Source organism: Kitasatospora sp. NPDC058190, from assembly GCF_042883685.1.
Taxonomy (GTDB): Bacteria; Actinomycetota; Actinomycetes; order Streptomycetales; family Streptomycetaceae; genus Kitasatospora.
Map to the genome: position 1 here is coordinate 1 of NZ_JBHVVI010000077.1, position 17066 is coordinate 17066.

The 17066-nt window shown below is 71.2% G+C and carries 14 protein-coding genes and 3 pseudogenes; 6 read left to right on the forward strand and 11 right to left on the reverse strand.

Annotated features, from left to right (window positions below):
* Positions 1–1145 (forward strand): annotated as a pseudogene (locus ACFVWU_RS29590) (hypothetical protein); the annotation flags it as partial.
* Positions 1146–1406: 261 nt separating this feature from the next.
* Here ACFVWU_RS29590 and ACFVWU_RS29595 read toward each other — a convergent pair.
* On the reverse strand, positions 1407–1982 hold the full coding sequence (locus ACFVWU_RS29595) for a phosphodiester glycosidase family protein (RefSeq protein WP_387626699.1): 576 nt from the start codon (positions 1980–1982) through the stop codon (positions 1407–1409).
* On the opposite strand from ACFVWU_RS29595, the pseudogene ACFVWU_RS29600 reads away from it, so the two are divergent.
* Positions 1875–2345 (forward strand): annotated as a pseudogene (locus ACFVWU_RS29600) (IS200/IS605 family accessory protein TnpB-related protein); the annotation flags it as partial. The gene ACFVWU_RS29595 and the pseudogene ACFVWU_RS29600 overlap by 108 nt on opposite strands.
* Before the next feature lie 302 nt (positions 2346–2647).
* Here the strand turns inward: ACFVWU_RS29600 and ACFVWU_RS29605 are convergent.
* A complete protein-coding gene (locus ACFVWU_RS29605; RefSeq protein ID WP_387626633.1) occupies positions 2648–4648 on the reverse strand; it encodes a glycosyl hydrolase in 2001 nt (666 codons plus the stop codon).
* Between the two features lie 325 nt (positions 4649–4973).
* Positions 4974–5846 (reverse strand): phosphotransferase, encoded by an 873-nt coding sequence (locus ACFVWU_RS29610; protein WP_387626635.1) that lies wholly within the window; start codon positions 5844–5846, stop codon positions 4974–4976.
* A 337-nt stretch (positions 5847–6183) separates the two neighbouring features.
* On the opposite strand from ACFVWU_RS29610, the gene ACFVWU_RS29615 reads away from it, so the two are divergent.
* Together ACFVWU_RS29615 and ACFVWU_RS29620 are read left to right on the forward strand one after the other, a co-directional pair.
* Positions 6184–6723, forward strand: coding sequence for an ArsR/SmtB family transcription factor (locus tag ACFVWU_RS29615; RefSeq protein WP_387626701.1), 540 nt, complete (start codon positions 6184–6186; stop codon positions 6721–6723).
* The gene (locus ACFVWU_RS29620; protein WP_387626637.1) at positions 6720–8021 is read left to right on the forward strand and encodes an MFS transporter; all 1302 of its coding nucleotides are present in this window, start codon (positions 6720–6722) and stop codon (positions 8019–8021) included. The genes ACFVWU_RS29615 and ACFVWU_RS29620 overlap by 4 nt, the downstream gene beginning before the upstream one ends.
* Here the strand turns inward: ACFVWU_RS29620 and ACFVWU_RS29625 are convergent.
* From ACFVWU_RS29625 to thpR, 5 genes are all read right to left on the reverse strand, one after another.
* On the reverse strand, positions 8005–8343 hold the full coding sequence (locus tag ACFVWU_RS29625) for a hypothetical protein (protein ID WP_387626639.1): 339 nt from the start codon (positions 8341–8343) through the stop codon (positions 8005–8007). The genes ACFVWU_RS29620 and ACFVWU_RS29625 overlap by 17 nt on opposite strands.
* An 8-nt stretch (positions 8344–8351) precedes the next feature.
* Positions 8352–9473, reverse strand: coding sequence for a serine hydrolase domain-containing protein (locus ACFVWU_RS29630; protein ID WP_387626641.1), 1122 nt, complete (start codon positions 9471–9473; stop codon positions 8352–8354).
* 642 nt (positions 9474–10115) lie between these two features.
* Positions 10116–10856 carry an alpha/beta hydrolase gene (locus ACFVWU_RS29635; protein WP_387626643.1) on the reverse strand — a complete coding sequence of 247 codons (741 nt, stop codon included), beginning with the start codon at positions 10854–10856 and terminating at the stop codon, positions 10116–10118.
* A 258-nt stretch (positions 10857–11114) separates the two neighbouring features.
* Positions 11115–12128 carry an SDR family NAD(P)-dependent oxidoreductase gene (locus ACFVWU_RS29640; protein ID WP_387626645.1) on the reverse strand — a complete coding sequence of 338 codons (1014 nt, stop codon included), beginning with the start codon at positions 12126–12128 and terminating at the stop codon, positions 11115–11117.
* Positions 12129–12423: 295 nt separating this feature from the next.
* Entirely contained in the window at positions 12424–13041 is a 618-nt protein-coding gene (gene thpR / locus ACFVWU_RS29645) for an RNA 2',3'-cyclic phosphodiesterase (protein WP_387626647.1), read from the reverse strand.
* 176 nt (positions 13042–13217) lie between these two features.
* Here thpR and ACFVWU_RS29650 point away from each other — a divergent pair, with 176 nt between their 5' ends.
* Positions 13218–13829, forward strand: coding sequence for a hypothetical protein (locus ACFVWU_RS29650; RefSeq protein ID WP_387626649.1), 612 nt, complete (start codon positions 13218–13220; stop codon positions 13827–13829).
* 243 nt (positions 13830–14072) lie between these two features.
* Here ACFVWU_RS29650 and ACFVWU_RS29655 read toward each other — a convergent pair.
* Positions 14073–14953 (reverse strand): annotated as a pseudogene (locus ACFVWU_RS29655) (helix-turn-helix transcriptional regulator).
* A gap of 156 nt (positions 14954–15109) precedes the next feature.
* On the opposite strand from ACFVWU_RS29655, the gene ACFVWU_RS29660 reads away from it, so the two are divergent.
* On the forward strand, positions 15110–15832 hold the full coding sequence (locus tag ACFVWU_RS29660) for an SDR family oxidoreductase (RefSeq protein ID WP_387626651.1): 723 nt from the start codon (positions 15110–15112) through the stop codon (positions 15830–15832).
* 69 nt (positions 15833–15901) lie between these two features.
* Here the strand turns inward: ACFVWU_RS29660 and ACFVWU_RS29665 are convergent, their stop codons facing one another.
* Together ACFVWU_RS29665 and ACFVWU_RS29670 are read right to left on the reverse strand one after the other, a co-directional pair.
* Positions 15902–16210 carry a hypothetical protein gene (locus ACFVWU_RS29665; RefSeq protein WP_387626653.1) on the reverse strand — a complete coding sequence of 103 codons (309 nt, stop codon included), beginning with the start codon at positions 16208–16210 and terminating at the stop codon, positions 15902–15904.
* 210 nt (positions 16211–16420) lie between these two features.
* Positions 16421–16972, reverse strand: a complete 552-nt coding sequence (locus tag ACFVWU_RS29670; protein WP_387626655.1) for a hypothetical protein — start codon at positions 16970–16972, stop codon at positions 16421–16423.
* Positions 16973–17066 lie beyond the last annotated feature (94 nt).

Here is a 17066-nt window from a genome sequence, read left to right on the forward strand (position 1 = left end):
TGGCGTTCGGTCCGACGCGTCTGCTGGACAGTAGGGACGGCAGCGGGACGCCGAAGGTCGGGGCCAACTCGACGACCCGGGTGCAGGTGGCGGGTGCGAACGGCGTTCCGGCGGGTGCGACGGCCGCGGTGCTGAACGTCACGGTGACGGACACCACCGGTGCCGGGCACGTGACGGTGTACGCGGACGGCTCGTCCTCGGTGCCGACCACGTCGAACGTCAACTACGTGGCGGGGCAGACGGTTCCGAACATGGTGGTGGCGCCGGTCGGCGCCGGCGGGTACGTGGACGTGGTCAACACCGGTCCTTCGCTGGACCTGGTGGTGGACATCACCGGGTACTTCGTGCGGTCGTCGGCCGCCGGGTACACGCCGCTGTCGCCCTCGCGTCTGGTGGACACCCGCTACGGCACGGGTGCGCCGCAGTCGCCGGTGGGTGCCGGGCAGTCGCTGCCGGTGCAGATCGCCGGTGCGGCGGGCGGTCAGCTGCCCGCCTCGGGCATCACGGCGGTGGCGCTGAACGTCACCGTGACCAACCCGGGCACCGCCGGTCACCTGACGGTGTACCCGGGCGGCCAGCAGGCGCCGAACGCGTCGAACCTGAACTTCACGGCGGGGCAGACGGTCGCCAACTCGGTCGTCGTCCCCGTCGGTTCGGACGGTACGGTCCAGGTGCTGAACGCGGCCGGGAGTTCGTCGGACGTGATCGTGGACGTGGTCGGCTACTACAGCCCCACCGGCAGGAGCGCCTACCTGCCGGTCACCCCGACGCGCCTGCTGGACACCCGTGACACCACCAAGTGGCAGTACGGCCCGCTCAACCCCTGGAGCTACGTCTACATGCCGGTGTCGTCGGGCCAGCCCGACATCACCGCGTTCGCGCTGAACGCGACGATGACCGACACCACGTCGGACGGCCACCTGAGCGTCGCCCCCGACCCGAACACCCTGGCCGCCTACCAGGGGAACTACGCCTCGAAGCTGTCGCCGCCGCCGGTGTCCTCGCTGAACTGGACGGCCGGGGGGACGGTTCCGAACCTGGTCCAGGCGCCGACGGGTGCCAACGGCATCATCGATTTCTGGAACGCGGCCGGCGGCACCAGCGACTTGATCGTCGACATGTTCGGCTTCTACCAGAACGACTGAGCAGGGTCGGGGACTGGAACGGTGGCTACCGCTCCGTTTCCAGTCCCCGCCTCTTCGGACCGGCCGTGCAGTCCTCCCGCACGCGGCTTTCCGACATCGTTCACCGGCTGGCATGCGCCGTCGCCCAGTGCACGTTCCCGACCAGGCGGTAGGGCCCGAGCCGGCTGATCCGATCGCGGACCGCCTGGGCCGGAACCCGTGGCTCGCCTCGGTGCACTGCGCCTCGAAGACCGGCTCCAGGACCGGCCCGGGCGTCCGGCCCTACCCGGCGAAGATACCGAGAGCGTTGGGGATCCGTCGTTCCTGGCCGTGGTCGAGGTGGTTGCGCACCGTGAGGTCGCCGGTGGCGGGGTCGCGGGCGACCAGTGTGGCGGAGGCGCCGCCGTCCAGGTAGACCCCGTCCGAGCAACCGAGATCGCTCACCACTCGGGCGAGTTCCGTCAGCGTCAGGCCGGTGGAGGCGCCCTCGCGCCCGTCCGTGGACAGCAGCGTCAGCGTGCGGCCGCCGTCCGCGAGACCGATCGCGCTGCGCGGCTCGATGTCGGTGGAGTCCAACCCCGCCAGCGCGCCTCCGCCTCGCAGCAGGGGGTTGTGAACTGCTGTGGCTTGAGGTCGTTTTGGTGCCCATAGGTGTCCATGAGTTTGTTGTCGATGACGGATTGTTGAATCGGTGGGACGACTGTCGGTGGTGTGTGTGAGGGTGGTGGCACTGACGGGGAGGGGGATGACGTGACCGGGCCGAAGAGGAAGCTCCGGCGGATCGACGCGCCGTTCGTTTCCCTTGGCCCGTCGGGTGTGACGGCCCGTGACCGTCTCAAGGGCCTCACGCCCGAGGATGAGGAGGTGCTGCGGCTGGTCGGCGGGCACATGGGGGCTCTGGCGTCGAGGGACCTGAAGGCGCGCTGCGCGGACGGCCTGGAGCACGGTAAGGAGACGTGGGCCGCGCGCAAACGTGACCTGACCGTGGAGTCATCGTCGCGCTGGGCCGGGAGCGTCACCAAGGCCACGCATGACCAGTGGGCGCTGGCCCGGCGTGGGCAGGCCGCGTACCTGGACTCGTTGGACACGGGCATCCGAATGCTGCGCCACCGGCTGTCGCTGCCGGTCGGGGAGAAGGGTACCAAGCGCGCACCCGGCGGCTACCGTTCCACGCACGAGTGGTTCGTCAAGTCCCGGCGGCTCGCAACGCTGGAGGAGCGGTCCCCCGTGTCGGCTCCGGTCTTCTTGTCGGCCTTGATCACGAGACTACGGGCGGCCGGCCCGGCAGGCCTGAGCACGGATACTCAGATCCGGGCCCAGGCGGTGCGCGGCTCCCCCACCGGGCAGTTGCCCCGGCTACCGGCGGCGTGGGCCTGGCAGGGCACTGCGGTCTTCTTCGTCGTCATGGCGCCACCCTGGCCGAGGCCTGCTGTGGACGGCCGGCGCTGTCGACAGGGCAGCGGCCCAGCCGGTGACCTCCGGGTTCGGGCTTCGAGTCCGCCTAGGAGCATCGGCCCAAGAACTCAGCGCATGGACATCGCGTCCACGTAGACGGACGACTGGCCGTTCGCCCCGGCGGCCGGGACGAAGTCGACGCCGAGTTCGCAGACCTTGGTGAGGTCGGGGATGCGGGCCAGGTTGAAGTACAGCTGGGTGCCGTTGGCGTCGACCGGGTAGGTGCCGCTGTCGTACCAGTCGCAGTTGGCACCGGCCTTCACGTACAGCTTCGCCTTGGTGCCCGCGGCCTGGTTGCCCCAGGGGGCGGTGCGGGCGGTCGCGGTGAGGGTCAGGTTGCCGGTCAGGTCGACCGGGGTGGCGTAGTGGCGCAGCAGGAAGGCCTCGCCGCTCTCCAACTGGACGTCGGCCTTGAGGGAGTGGGTGCCCTGGGCGGCCCACTCGGTGACCGACCAGGGGCCGTTCTTGATCTGCCAGCCGCCCCAGCCGTCCGGTCCGGTCTCGAAGTCGCCGAGCGTGCTCGCAGGGGTGGTGGCGGTCAGGTTGTCGACGTACACCGAGCTCTGGCCGGAGGCACCCGGCGCGGGGGCGAAGCGGACCCCGATCTCCTCGACGTCGGTGAGGTCGGCCACGCCCGCGAGCGACATGGTCAGCACGGCGCCGTCCGGGCCGACCACGGTGGAACCGCTGTCGTACCAGGTCTTGTTGGCGCCGCTCCGCAGGTAGAGCTTGGCGGTCGTGCCGGCGGCCTGGTTGCCCCAAGGGGCAGTGCGGGCGTCGACGGAGAGCGTGCTGTAGGCGCTGAGGTCCTGCCGCGCGACCTTGTTGAGATAGATCTCCGGCTGGGTCAGGTCGACATCGGCCTTGAGCGAGTAACTCTGCTGGGAGGCCCACTCGTTCACCGTCCATGGGCCGTTCGAGGTCTGCCAGCCGCCCCAGCCGTCCAGCCCGTTCTCGAAGCCCTCGAGCACCGTGCCCGGCGCCGGCGGGCGCGGCGGCCCGGCCGGGTCGGTCTTGGCGGCCAGGTCGATCCTGCCCAGGTCGACCGTCCACCGGTCGTTCATCAGCGCCGAGGCGCCGAGTTGCACCGTGGGGCTCCACTTGTCGTTCCAGGCCAGGAAATACGTGGTGGCCGGGAACCGGGTGCGGATCGCGTCGGCCCAGCGGCCGTAGTCGTAACTGGCGGGCGCGGGCACGTTGGTGGTGGGGTCGTTCGGCGGGCCGATCTCGGCGAAGGCGAACGGCTTGTGCAGCGCGGTCAGTTCGCCGTACCCCTGCGCGGCGGCCGGGTCGGTCGGGTAGCAGTCGAGGCCTACCACGTCGGTGTACGCGTCGCCGGGGTAGTACGCGGTGCGGTCGCCGGTGCCGCAGAGCGGGGAGTAGACCCAGAGCAGGTTGTGCAGGCCCTTGGTCTGGGTGAGGTAGCGGTAGGTGTACTGCCAGACGGAGATGTACGTGGCCCGGTCCTGGCCGCTCCACCAGAAGGCGCCCGCACCGGAGGTGTTCATCTCGTGGAACGGGCGGAACAGGACGGGGACACCGGCGCCGTTCAGGTCGGCCAGGCCCGTGGCGATCTGGTCGAGGGTCTGTTGCCAGGCGGCGCCGACGGTGGTGGTCGGGTCGGTGAGCTGCTGGAAGTTGTCCAGGTGGGTGTAGAGGCCTTGGAGTCCTGGCTGAGCCGGGTTCGGCATGTGGGCGCTGACGGAGACCAGGCCGCCCTTGGCCGACCAGTTCTTCAGGTCGGCGTTGCAGGAGGAGTCGATGGTCGAGCTGCCCCTCGAGCCGTAGTCGCAGGCGATCAGCCCGGGGTACTGGCCGGTCTGGGTCTTCAGGTCCTCGGTCTGGGCGAGCGAGAAGGCGGACCCGCTGTAGCCGCCGAACAGGCCGGAGACCACCCGGTTGCCGGCCCGCCCCGGCAGGTGCGACAGCCAGTCGAACACCCGGCCGGTGGCCGCAGTGGCCTGCGGATCGGATGGAGCGGCGGTGGCCGCCGAGGCGGCCGGGGCGGCTACGACCAGGGGAGCCAGCAGGAGTGCCGATATCAGTGCGGCGCGAGCTTTCTGAAACATGATCAGACCGTAACGTGCTCTGCTGTCGCGGGCGCCGAGGCCCCGGCGGAGCCCCGCAGCACCGTCTGCCAGGCTCGCCGGGGCCGGGAGGGACGCCGGGGCTCCCGGGACGGCACCGGGTTCCTGGAAACACGGCTCGGGATCGGAGTGGGCTCGTGCCCACAAGGCCCGGGTCCGCGCCGGGGATGGTGGAGGCGTCCTGGTCTCTCACGAGCCGCTGCGCTGCCGGTCGGGAGTCCCGCTGGTGCGGGCTTGTCGGGCCGGCCGTGCGAAAGGGCCGGTGGTGCGGTCCACCGGCCCTCTGTGATGCCAGGTCAGTCCGTTGTCACCCGGTCTGCGCCAGTTCGCGCACGTCGTGCCAGTCACGTTCGATTGCCGCCACCCGTTCGTCCCTCCACGTGGACGGGGGCACCGCACGGTGGTTGCGGAGTTCCCGTACGAGCAGCATGGCCCGGTTCACAGTGAAGGCGGCGCGGACGGACGGGGGTCCGGCGGCCACGAGTTCCTCGATCTGTGGACGGGCTTCCGGGGTGGCCGCGAGGACGATCCAGAGCACCGCCAGGTCGTGTCCTGGGAGGTAGTGGCCCGCGTGCTCCCAGTCGATCACTGTGACCCGTCCGTCGGGCCCGACCACGAAGTTGGTCGGCAGGGGGTCTCCGTGGCCTGGTACGAGGACGGTGCCGGCCCGGTGGAACAGGTCGGTCAGGGCCTGGTGTTCCTGCGGGGTGGTCAGGCCCTGGCGGTGGTCCCGGTCCAGGCGTGCGAGGTAGTCGAGGGTGCGGGTGAACGCCCCTGCGGGGGGACTCCATCGGCCGAGGTCGGTCATGGCCGTCAGCATGGCGGTGACGTGTGCGGGGTCCAGCGCTTGTGGCGGGAACCGGTCGCGGCCCGGGGCGGGCGAACGGCCTCGGACGTGCTCGACGACCAGCACGTGGTGCCGGTCGTCCACGGCGATGAGGCCGGGGACCGGCACTGGCGGTGGTGTCTCGGCGAAGGTCCGGTAGGCCTCGATCTCCGCGCTGAACTTCTCGGCCCAGAGTGGTTCTCGGGCGGTCAGCAGCTTCGCGACGGCCGGTCCGTCCTCGCAGTCCCCCGCGATGAGCAGGGACTTGTCGGTTCGGGACAGGAATGCCGTGGGGCGGAAGTCCGGTCGTAGCCGGATGATCGGTGCGGCGGCGCCGGTGAGTTCGTCGGGCACGGAGCTCCTTGCTGTTCCAGGCGCGGAGCCGCCGGGTGTTCCGGGCCGGTTCCACGCGCAGCGGGGCGGTTTCCCCGGTGCGCTCCGAGAACGCCCCGGCCGTGCCGCCTGGTGCCCGTGCCTGCTGCTGGATCGAGCGGGGCGCCGGTGCTCCGAGGAGGGAGCAAGCGAACGCCGTACCGCCACCTGCCGCGCCAACGCCCGTTCCCGCGACGGGGACACGAGCGCTTCCACATCGGTCACGGATGCCGAGGAAGCTCACGTGTTGGACAGCCGGTTCCGGAAGCCCGAACAAAACCCCTTGCACAATGGTCAAGAAGTGTTGACCATTAGGGGCATGGCTACCGATGATCTTCCCGAGACGTTCCACGTCACCACTGACGAGCAGCTACGCGCCGTCTCCAATCTCACGCGTCACCGGATCATGGCCGTGCTCCGCTTCGAGCCCGCGACGATCACGCAGATCGCCGAGCGAGTGGGCCTTGCGAAGGGGAGTTCCAGCTACCACGTACGGCTGCTCGAACGGGCCGGCCTGGTGAAGGTGGTGCGAACGCGGAAGGTACGGGGAGTCAACGAGCGGTACTACGCGATGGCCGCGCGGGCGATCACGCTGCCGGATCCGGGCGAGGGCGGGCCGGATGTGCTGATGCGGCACGCGGTGGCGGACCTGGAGGCGTCGCCGGTGGATGGCGAGCGGCACGTGCGGATGGCGCATCTGCGGCTCACCGAGGAGCAGTTCGCGGAGCTGGGGGCGCGGCTGCAGGCACTGGCGGACGAGTACCGGGAGCTGTCCGATCCGTCGCTGCCGGACGCGTCACTCGTCTTCGCACTGTTCCACCCGGCAACGCGCGGGCAGGCCGCAGGGGGCGCCAAGTGACCTCGGACGTTCGGAAGTTGCCGACCGGGTTCGGACGGCTGTGGACCGCGCAGACGGTGTCCTCGCTCGGTGACGGGGTGTCGCATGCCGCGCTGCCGCTGCTCGCGTTGACGTTGACGCGGGATCCGATGGCGCTCGCTGTCGTCACGGCCACCGGAACGCTGCCGTGGCTGCTCTTCGGGGTGCTCGGCGGTGCGCTGGTGGACCGCTGGGACCGTCGGCGCACGATGTGGGTCACGGACGCGGCGCGTGCGGTGCTGCTCGCGATACCGGCGGCAGCGGCCGCGCTCGACGTGCTGAGCATTCCCCTGCTCGCGGCCGTCGCCTTCCTGCTCGGCCTCGGCGGACTCTTCTTCGACACGGCCGCCACGGCCTATCTGCCGGATCTGCTCGGCCGCGACCCCGCACGCCTGGAGCGCGCCAACTCCCGCCTGCGCGGCACCCAGACCGCCGCGTCCGGCTTCGCGGGGCCGCCTGCGGGCAGTGCCCTGCTCGCGCTCGGGCGGGCGTTTCCGCTTCTCGCCGACGCGGTGTCGTTCGCGCTCTCCGCACTGCTCGTACGGTCGCTGCCCGCCATGCCCCGGCCCGTACCGGAGGTCCGTGAGTCGCTGCTGCGGCAGGCGCGGACCGGCGCCTCGTACGTCTTCCGGGACCGGTTGCTGCTCGGGCTCGCGCTGCGCCCGGCGGTCGGGAACATCGCCTTCCTCGCCGTGGAGACCGTCCTCGCCCTCTTCACGCACGACCGCCTCGGCATCGGCACCTTCGGCTTCGGCCTGCTCCTCACGGTGGAGGCCACCGGCGGTCTGCTCGGCGCGGGCATCGCCTCCTTCCTCGGCCGACGACTCGGCACCGGCACCGCGCTGACCTGCACGGCCGCAGTCGAGGGACTCGCCATCCTGGGCCTGGCCGGCGCCCCGAACCCGTACGTCGCCGGCCTCGCGCTCGCCGTCTGCGGAGTGGGCATGGGCGCCACGATGGTGCTCAGCCCCTCCCTCCGACAGGCGATCGTCCCCGCCCGCCTGATGGGCCGGGTCGCCTCCACCTCCCGCATGCTCGCCATGTGCGCCGCCCCGTTCGGCGCCTTCCTCGGCGGCTGGCTGGCCACCGCCTACGACGTTCGCACCCCGCTCTACACCGCTGCCGGCCTCCTCCTCACCATGACCGCCGTCACGTCGACCATGACCAGCAACCGCCGGGTCGAGGCGGCGTTGCGTGCCGCCGCCCCGGCCGGTGATCCGGACCACCCGGAATCCGGGGATCTCGTTCAGGAGGGTGCCTCCGTCATCGGCGTGGGATGAGTACGCCTGCGCAGCGGAGTCCGGCCTCGGTGAGCGCGGCCAGGCGGGCCGAGACCGGGGCCTGGTCCCCGCGGTGGTCGCTGATCAGCCGGTACTGGGCGGAGGCCTTGGTCCAGGCCCGCCGGCCGGCGGGGTTTCCCAGCAGCGCGGGGTTGGCGAGGTGGTGGTCCGCCATGGCGGTCGCGAGCTCCTCGATCCTCGGGTTGTCCCGCTCCCGGGCCTCGGCCTCCTGGCCGCGCTCGGCCGGATCGATGAACTCGGGCTCCTCGAGCCGGAGTTCGAGCTGGGCCAGGAAGCCGTCGAAGCCCTCCGGTACCAACACCCGGGCGTTCAGCCCGTCGGCTGCGCCGGATCGGCCTGCCCGCCGCCGAACACCTCGCTGACGAGCCGTTGTTGGGCGGCCTGGAAGGCCGGTGCTATGGACATGTCGGCGTCGTCCACGTAGGTCAGCCCGGCGGTCATGGTCGTGCGGCCGTCGGGCGTGCCGTACATCAGCGCCGCCGAGCCGATGGTGGCTCCGTTGTGGTGGAAGACGGTGCCGCCGCCCGGGCCCAGGTCCTGGGCGAACACCCCCAGGCCGTAGCCGATCGTGGCCTCCGGGGTACGCATCTCGGCCAGCAGTCCGGCCGGCAGGAGCCTGCCGCCCATCAGCGCGGAGAAGTACGTGTGCAGGTCCTTGGTGGTCGAGATCATGTCGCCGCCGGCCGACACCCAGGAGGGGTTGTGGCGGGTGACATCGACCGTCCTCTCCTGCCCGGCGTCCTCGTAGCGGTAGTAGCCGTGGTTGTGAGGTGCGGGGACCTCCGGCGAGTCGCCCGGCGCCACGGTGCCGGTCATCCCCAGCGGCCCCAGGATCAGCCGCCGCAGCTCCTCGGCGAACGAACGGCCGGTGACGCTCTCGATCACCAGCCGGGCCAGCACGTAGTTGGTGTTGGAGTAGCTCCAGCCCGCCCCCGGCGCGAACCGCGCCGGCCTGGACAGCGACAGCCGCACCAGCTCCTCGGGCGGGTAGGTGTGGAATCGCTTGTCCACCCACTCCTTGCCCCGCCAGGGGACGCCGAGCGCGACCGTCCCGTCCTCGTAGAGCTCGCCGGTGTGGCTGAAGATCCCGCTGGTGTGTTGCAGAAGCATGCGCACCGTGATCCGCCGGTCCAGTCCGAACTCGGGCAGGTGGTCATCGGCCGGGGTGTCCAGGCCGATCCTGCCCTCGGCCACCAGCGCGAGCACCGCGGTCGCGACGAAGCTCTTGGTGCTGCTGCCGATGCGGAAGTGTCCGTCGGTCAGCGGTTCGGCGCCGCGGCCGAGCTCGCGCGCCCCGGCGCTGCCGACCCACTCGCCGTGCTCGTCGTTCACCCGCAGCTGCACGCCGAGAACACCGGACTCGACGATCTCCTCGATCGCCTTCCGCAGCTCCGGGCGATTCTGCTCCTGACCGGCAAGGGTGATGGACATGTCTGCTCCTTCAGATCTGCTGTGCCCGCATCGGCGTCGGGCCGTTGCGACGAGCTTTCAGCCTGACCCAAGGTCAACCTCAACCGTGTTCCAGCTCACAGCGTGACGGCGGCCGCGAAGACGCCTCACTCTTGATCTGCGGTGTCCGGATCGCGCGGGGGCCGCAGTCCCCCGGGCACCACCGGCCGCCCCGGGCCCGAACCGACAGGTCCCCGATGGCCTGCCGGCGGTTCGCCGGCGCGGTGGGTCCGGCGTCGGTGACGACCGGGGCGACCGGCGGGTGTCCGGCGCGGGTGTGACCCAGGTAGGCGCGGCGCCACCGGTGCACCGTCCGGTCGGCGGCTTCCTCGCCCGAGGTTGGCCGGCTTCGCCGCGAGCTTGTCCGCCCGCGCGCGATGCGGAACACGGTGCTGTCCTTCCCCGCGTGGGGGGCTTGTCCTGGCAGCCTGTCAGGACAAGGCCCCGTCGACGGCGCTTGGTCGGAGCGACCGGTACCGCCGATGGCCGGCACCACCGCGATCGGGGCGGTCGTGCACCCGCCGGCCACCGCCATCGAGGAGGGCCCGGGCCTGTCCTCGATGAGCGGCGTGCCGGCCGGTACCGCCTACCCTCCACTGGTCTGGCGGCGGGGGCGCCCCGCGACTAGCGCAGATGCCGGGCGAAGAACCCGGCCGCGTCCTCCCCCGCGAACTGCGGGACGCCCGTGTGCCCGCCCATATTGGCGTGCAGCGTCTTCTCCTGGGAGCCGAAGGCGTCGAACAGATCCAGGGCCGCCTGCCGGTCGTTCCCTTCGTCGTCCCACTGCAGCAGGACGTGCAGCGGAATGGTGACCCGGCGGGCCTCCTCGAACATGACGGCGGGCACGAAGCTCCCGGCGAAGAAGCCGGCGGCCACGATACGGGGATCGACCACCGCCAACCGGATGCCGATGGAGATCACTCCCCCCGAGTACCCGACCGGGCCGCCGATCTCGGGCAGCGACAGGAGGGCGTCCAGGGCCGCCTGCCATTCCGGGACCGACTTTTCGACGAGCGGGAGGATGAGGGCGTCGATGATCTCGTCGCCGACCGGCTCGCCGGCCTCCATGGCCCGGCGCAGGTCGGCGCGGGCCTGTTCGGCGGCGGCCCAACGGGGCCGGTCACCGTTCCCGGGGAGCTCGATGGTGGCCGCGGCGAAGCCGTCCGCCGTGCAGCGTCGGGCCCGGGCGACCAGCCGGGGGTACGTCTTGCGCAGTCCGAGCGGGGGGTGGCCGAGCAGGATCAGCGGCACCGGTGCGGACGCGGATGCGGATTCAGGCGTCCACAGGATGCCGGGGATCTCGCCGAGGGTGAACTCGCGCTCGAGGACGTCGTCGTCGAGGCGCTGTTCAGAAGTGAATTGCATGGTCGTGCCTTTCGGGAGTGCACTGGAACGGCGCTCCCGGACGACGACCTATCGCCCGACCGTGACCCCGGAGGAGAGCACCCATGTCGATACGTTCACGGGTACCACCTCCTCGTTCTCTCGCACGGCCTCTGGAAGGCTAGCAGACCGGCCTTCGATGACACAGGCTTGCGTCCGCCAAGGCTCGGTGGCACCGGACAACCGGTGTCCTGTGTCATGAGATCTCGGCCGTTGCGATCTTGACCGCAGGTTTCGATCTCATCCGGTCGAGACTTCTGCTTCGCCGCGCCCGGTCGCCGGGCCTTGGGTCTCGCCGAACCTCGTCGGTGCGGTGAACGTCGGATCGTTGCCGGTCAGATCGCAGCTGGCCGCCCAGAGACGTGCCGCGGTCGTGGTGTCGGCCAGGTGGTTCCAGAGGGGTTCGATCCTGGGCGAACCGCGCAGTCCGAACGCTCGGGGACCCAGCAGCTGGCCGCCGCGCACCCCTGGGTCGAGCACGGCCCGGACCGCGGGCCACGCGGCAGCGTCCTTGCCCTGGACGACAAGGCCGAGCGGCAGGCGGCTCAGCCGCTCGCCGGTGGTCCGGACGTGGAACGGCGGACGCGAAGGGGTGAGGGAGTCGAGCGCGCCACCGGGGTGGACGAGCACGCTCAGCGTCGTGCTGCCGGCGGCACGCAGGCGGCGGTCGAGTTCGAGAGCGAAGAGCATCTGGGCCAGCTTGGAGCGCGAATAGGCGCGCTTGGGCCGGTAGTCGTGCACGCTCTGGAGATCGTCGAGGTCCAGGCGTTCGGACTTGGCCGCGAAGCTGCCAGTGGTGACGATCCGGCTCCCCGGGGTCGCCATGAGCAGAGGGGCCAGGTGGTGGGTCAGCGCGAAGTGCCCAAGGTGGTTGGTCGCGAACATCAGCTCGTGGCCGTCCCTGGTCTGACGGCGCGGCGGGTGGTCGAGCGCCACCCCGGCGTTGTGGACAACCGCGTCGAGGCGGTCCAGCCCGAGCGCGTCCACGGACGCCTTGAGCGAGGCGGGATCGGCCAGGTCCAGGGGCACGTGCTTCACCCTGGCACCGGGCACGCGCGAGCCGATGGAGCCGATCGCGGCCTCGGCCTTCGCCCGGTCGCGGCTGCCGAGAACGACCGTGGCCCCGGTGCCGGCCAGCTGCTCGGCGACGAAATACCCGATGCCCGCGTTGCCGCCGGTGACCAGGAAACTCTTTCCCCGGGCATGAGGCAGCCGGTGAACGTCCCATTGCGAGGCCTGGGGTGCGGAGGGCATGGCGGGCTCCCGGAAGCTCGGAGTGGTCTCAAGGAGAGCGGGCCCGCACATTCACGGTCGGCCACGCCCGGTTCCTACGGTTCCGGGAGCCACTCACATCCCGCCGACAGGTCGCTGTCCCCACTGGCAGCCGACTGACATCGCGCGGGCCCAGCGTGGCAACAGCCGCAGCTTCCCCCCCGCCGCCGACCGGTTCGGCGCCGGCCTGGCAGCGCTCGCGATCTTCGTCGAACGCGAAGGGCACGTCCGGGTTCCGCGCACTCACAAGGAGGGCGAGGAGGCGCTCGCCGGTCGGCTACGACTCGGCAGGAGCGCTGTCGCCCCCGCCCCGGACCACAGCACCGAATCGCCACGACTCGATGTCGCGGTAACGGATCGGCCCAGGGCCACGGCCGATGTTGCTGCCGACCAGGTGGAGACGCTCGGCCAGCCACGGTCGGCCCACGAACCCGATGAGCCCGGCCACGGCCTGCGGCACGCTGGTGGGATCGTCGCGACGGGACCGTGCCAGAGTCAGATGGGGCCGCAGCGGGCGGTCGCTGAACTCGATCCCGCAGGACCTGACCAGCTCCCGGACGTCGGCGGCGAGCAGGTGCAGTCCCTCCAGGTCCCCGTCGATCCCGCTCCACAGCAGTCGCTCGTCGAAGTGGCCTCCACCACGCAGGCCCAGGCGCAGGGCGGGGTGCGATGCCGCCCGACCGGCCAGCACCGACCGCAGCAACGGCACTGCCGTGGAGGGCAGTTCACCGAGGAAAGCCAGGGTGATGTGCCAGTCCTCGATCCGGTTCCACCGCAGCCGCGGGTACATGGCGTAAGCGGGCTGCAGGGCCCGGGCCAGCTCGGCCTTGGCGTCGTCGGGCGGAGCCAGCGCCACGAAGACACGCAGGGTCGAGGGCTCAGGGTGATCGTCCACGAGGGATTTCTAGCACCCCACCAGAACCAGCACCACGGCGCAGTCGACCTGCCAAAGCCGCCGCCCCAGCCACTCGCGGCCTTGTTGAAGCGCGGTGAGACTGCCAGCGTTGTCGCCGCACAACCATCAACCAGCCAGGGAAGGACCCGGGTTGGGACGGCAGATGGGAGTTCGACATGAGGTTTCTCCGCTCACGCGTCGCGGCGGTCGCCGTCGCGGCGACGATCGGCCTCGGTGCACTCGCCTCGGGCGCCGCACAGGCGGTGGCCGCGCCCGCCCCGGCCGCGCGGACCGTGGCCGCCACGGCTGCGGCTGACAACGGCGCCACCATCATTCAGGGCAACTCGGTTCTGCCGAAGGGCAGTTCATGGGTCTCTCCGGACGGCCAGACCGGTGTGGCCATGCAGGGAGACGGTCATGTCGTCCTCTACCACAACGGCGTCGCGACCTGGGCCGCGAACTGGACCATCAACCGCGGCGACCACTTCGTGATGCAGGGCGACGGCAACCTGGTGGCCTACGACGCCTCCAACGCGCCGGTCTGGTGGAGCGGCACCGACGGACACCCTGGCGCCTACCTCGCGGTCCAGGACGACGGCAACCTGGTGGTCTACCAGGGCACCACGCCGCTCTGGTACCCGGCCCTGAACGCCGGCTACCCCCAGCCGTCCACTCCTCCGGTCCACTTCCCCCCGAACTGCCCGACCCCGGGGCTGCCGCTCGCCCAGCCCGGCTGGACCTACAGCCCGTCCTGCCTCGGCTACCCGTTCACCACCTGGCCCTACTAAGCGCCCGGTGACCCCGGTCCGGCTTTGACGGCGGGCCCTGCCAGGGCAGGGCCCGCCGTCCTCACTCGTCCATGCGCCGGACGAGGACCTCGGTGCTCGGTTGCCGTTCGGAGAAGCGGTCCGGGGACCGCCGGCCGGTCCGCACGACGTTGGCACCGGCTTTCGTCACTCCTGTCGGAAGTGGTCGGCAGCGGACGTCAGCAGGAGCGGGGAAGGCGACCGGGGACCGGATGGGCCCGACGACTACGCGCGATCACCGGCCGGGTCGTACGGGGCGGACCAGCCGGCGAGCAGGCGCAGGGCGTGGTCGGAGGGGCTGTCGGGTTCTGCGGTGTAGAGGTAGAGGGCTTGGTCGGGGTCGTCGGGGAGGGTGAGTGACTCGTAGGCGAGGGTGAGTTCGCCGACGAGAGGGTGGCGGTAGAGCTTGATGCCGTGGGTGTACTGGAGGACGTCGTGGTCGGCCCACCACTGGCGGAAGTCCTCGTCCCGCATGGAGAGTTCGCCGACCAGTTCGTTCAGGCGCGGGTCGTCAGGTGGCGGCCGGCGTAGAGGCGCAGGGCGGCCACGGTGCCGCGGGCGGCGGTCTCCCAGTCGGCGAGGAGGTCGTGGGCGGTGGGGTCGAGGAAGATGAAGCGGGCGAGGTTGCGCTCGCGGTGGGGCAGGGCGTCGAAGTCGGTGTAGAGGGCTTTGGCGAGCGGGTTGGCGGCGAGGACGTCCAGGCGGTGTCCGAGGATCATCGCCGGGGTGTTGGTCAGGGTGTCCAGGACCCGCAGCAGTCCGGGCCGTACCCGTTGGGGTGGTGCGGGGCGTCGGCCGGTGGAGCCGGGCTTGGGTTTGGCCAGGTCGAACAGGTGGGCCCGCTCCGCGGGGTCGAGGCGCAAGGCGCGGGCCACGGCATCCAGGACGGCGGTGGAGGCGTTCGGGGTGCGGCCGCGTTCCAGACGGACGTAGTAGTCGACGCTGACTCCGGCCAGCTGGGCGACCTCCTCGCGGCGCAGGCCGGGCACCCGGCGGCGGCCGGCGTGCGAGCCCAGGCCCGCCTCGTCGGGTCGGATCCGTGCCCTGCGGGAGCGCAGGAAGTCCCGCAGTTCCAGGTTGGGTCCGCGCTCCGGTGACGTGCTCATTCCTTCAGGCTAAGACGGCGTACGGGGCCGCGGGCCACGTGAGAGGGGGTCTGCGGGACCCCCGGTGGACCCGGGCTCCTGTGCCGGCACGCACGGGGCCCGGGGCGGTGATCTCCTGGAATACGGCACGACCCAACCGCTTCGAGAGGCATCTCCATGACCAAGCCCCTGATCGTCATCACCGGCGCCAGTTCCGGCATCGGCGCCGCGACCGCGCGCCTGCTGTCCGCGCAGGGGCACCCGTTGCTGCTGCTCGCCCGCAGGCTGGAGAAGCTGGAGGGGCTCGCCTTGCCGGACACGCTGTGCCGCAAGGTGGACGTCACCGACCGCGACGCCGTCGAGAATGCCGTGCGCGAGGCGGAGGATCGGTTCGGCCCCGCGGACGCGATCGTCAACAACGCCGGCGTGATGCTGCTGGGCCGCATCGGCGACCAGCCGGTCGACGAGTGGGACCGGATGATCGACCTCAACATCAAGGGCGTGCTGTACGGCACCCGAGCGGTGCTGCCCGGCATGCTCGCCCGCGGCACCGGTACGGTCATCAACGTGAGCTCCATCGCGGGCCGCAAGACCTTCCCCAACCACGCCGCCTACGTCGCCACCAAGTTCGCCGTGCACGCCCTGTCGGAGAACCTGCGCGAGGAGGTCGCCGCGACCGGCGTCCGCGTGGTGACCATCGCCCCCGGCGCCGTGGAGACCGAACTGCTCTCCCACACCAGCGACGAGAAGATCAAGAGCGACTACGAGGCCTGGAAGGAGTCCGCGGGCGGCGCCCTGGAGCCGCAGGTCGTCGCCGCGGCCATCGCCTACGCCTACAACCAGCCGCAGAACGTCACCATCCGCGAGATCGTCCTCGCCGCCACCGGCCAGGAGGCCTGATCCGGGCCGAGCCGGACCGCCGGGCACGACACTTTCAGTCACTGCCAGTTCGTGGTCAACCCACCTGCATCACATGAAGCTGCCCGAACCCGATCCCTCGCCCTGCCGCCGCCGCTCGCGCTCCTCGAACCAGCGCTCGAGGTCATCGTTCCAGCGAGCCGCGTTGCTGCCGTCCAGCTGACCGGCGAAGGCCCGGTAGGCGGCCGGCAGCAGAGCCTCACGGTCGGCGGGCTCCGCCGAGGCGATCGCCCAGAGCGCCTCGGCGGTGTCGTCGTCCAGCCCGGTGCAGGAGTGCGGTCCCCCGCCGGCGAGCACGCGCTCCAGTTCCTCATGGAAGATCTGCCGCAGCTCCTGGTCGGTCGGCCACCCGTGGCGCATCCCAGCCCCTCATCGACGTCGAACTCGAACTCCCGCCCTCCGGAAGAGACTCGGTTGCCCGGGCGTCTGGTTCCACATGTCCGGAGGGGGCCGGTGGCGGCGCGGTCGAGCTGGGCGGGCTCGGTCGACTGCCCGCCCCGTGGAACCGCGGCGTCGACTCGGTCTGGTGTCAGCGCTTCGGAAGCGGAGCAGGCCCGAGCGGGTGTCCGGCTAGAGGTGGGAGGCCATCGGGTCGTGGTCCACCGTCAGGGTGCCGCGGTCCAGTGCGGGCAGCCCCAGGTGGTCGCAGATCAGCTTGGTGAGCTGCTGCTCGAAGTCCCTGCTCTCGTGGTCCAGTCCGGCCGCCGTGATGAGGGGGGCCAGCTCGTTGGGCCAGTACTCCCCCACGTGTTCGGGTCCCTCGTAGTCGATGCAGGACGAGATCCGGCCGTCCTTGTAGTGGTAGGCCTTGGGTCCGTGGGCCTTGGCGACGCACGGGTTGGGGACAAACACCACCAGCTCGGCGCCTTGGGGGCACAGCTTGCGGTAGTCGATGTCGTCGTAGTCGTCACGCGCCGCGTTGACCAGGTTGTGCACGATCACACCCCAGTCGCCGGGTGCCGCGTCGCTGCCGTGGGCGAGCGGCGGCCGGTGCAACGCGACCAGTCCTTCTGCCATGGAGGCCAGGCTGGTTCCCCTGAAGTACACCAGGACGGATTCGTCGTCCCCGTAACGGTCTTCGCCCAGCCACGCGATGACGCCGCACTGGATCCAATCGGTCATGCCCGGCACCGTAGCCCGAGCCACCGACACACCCGGCTGCCTGTCGGCATCGTCGGTACGGTGGCGGCGGCGCGGCGGCGGGCGGCTCGACCAG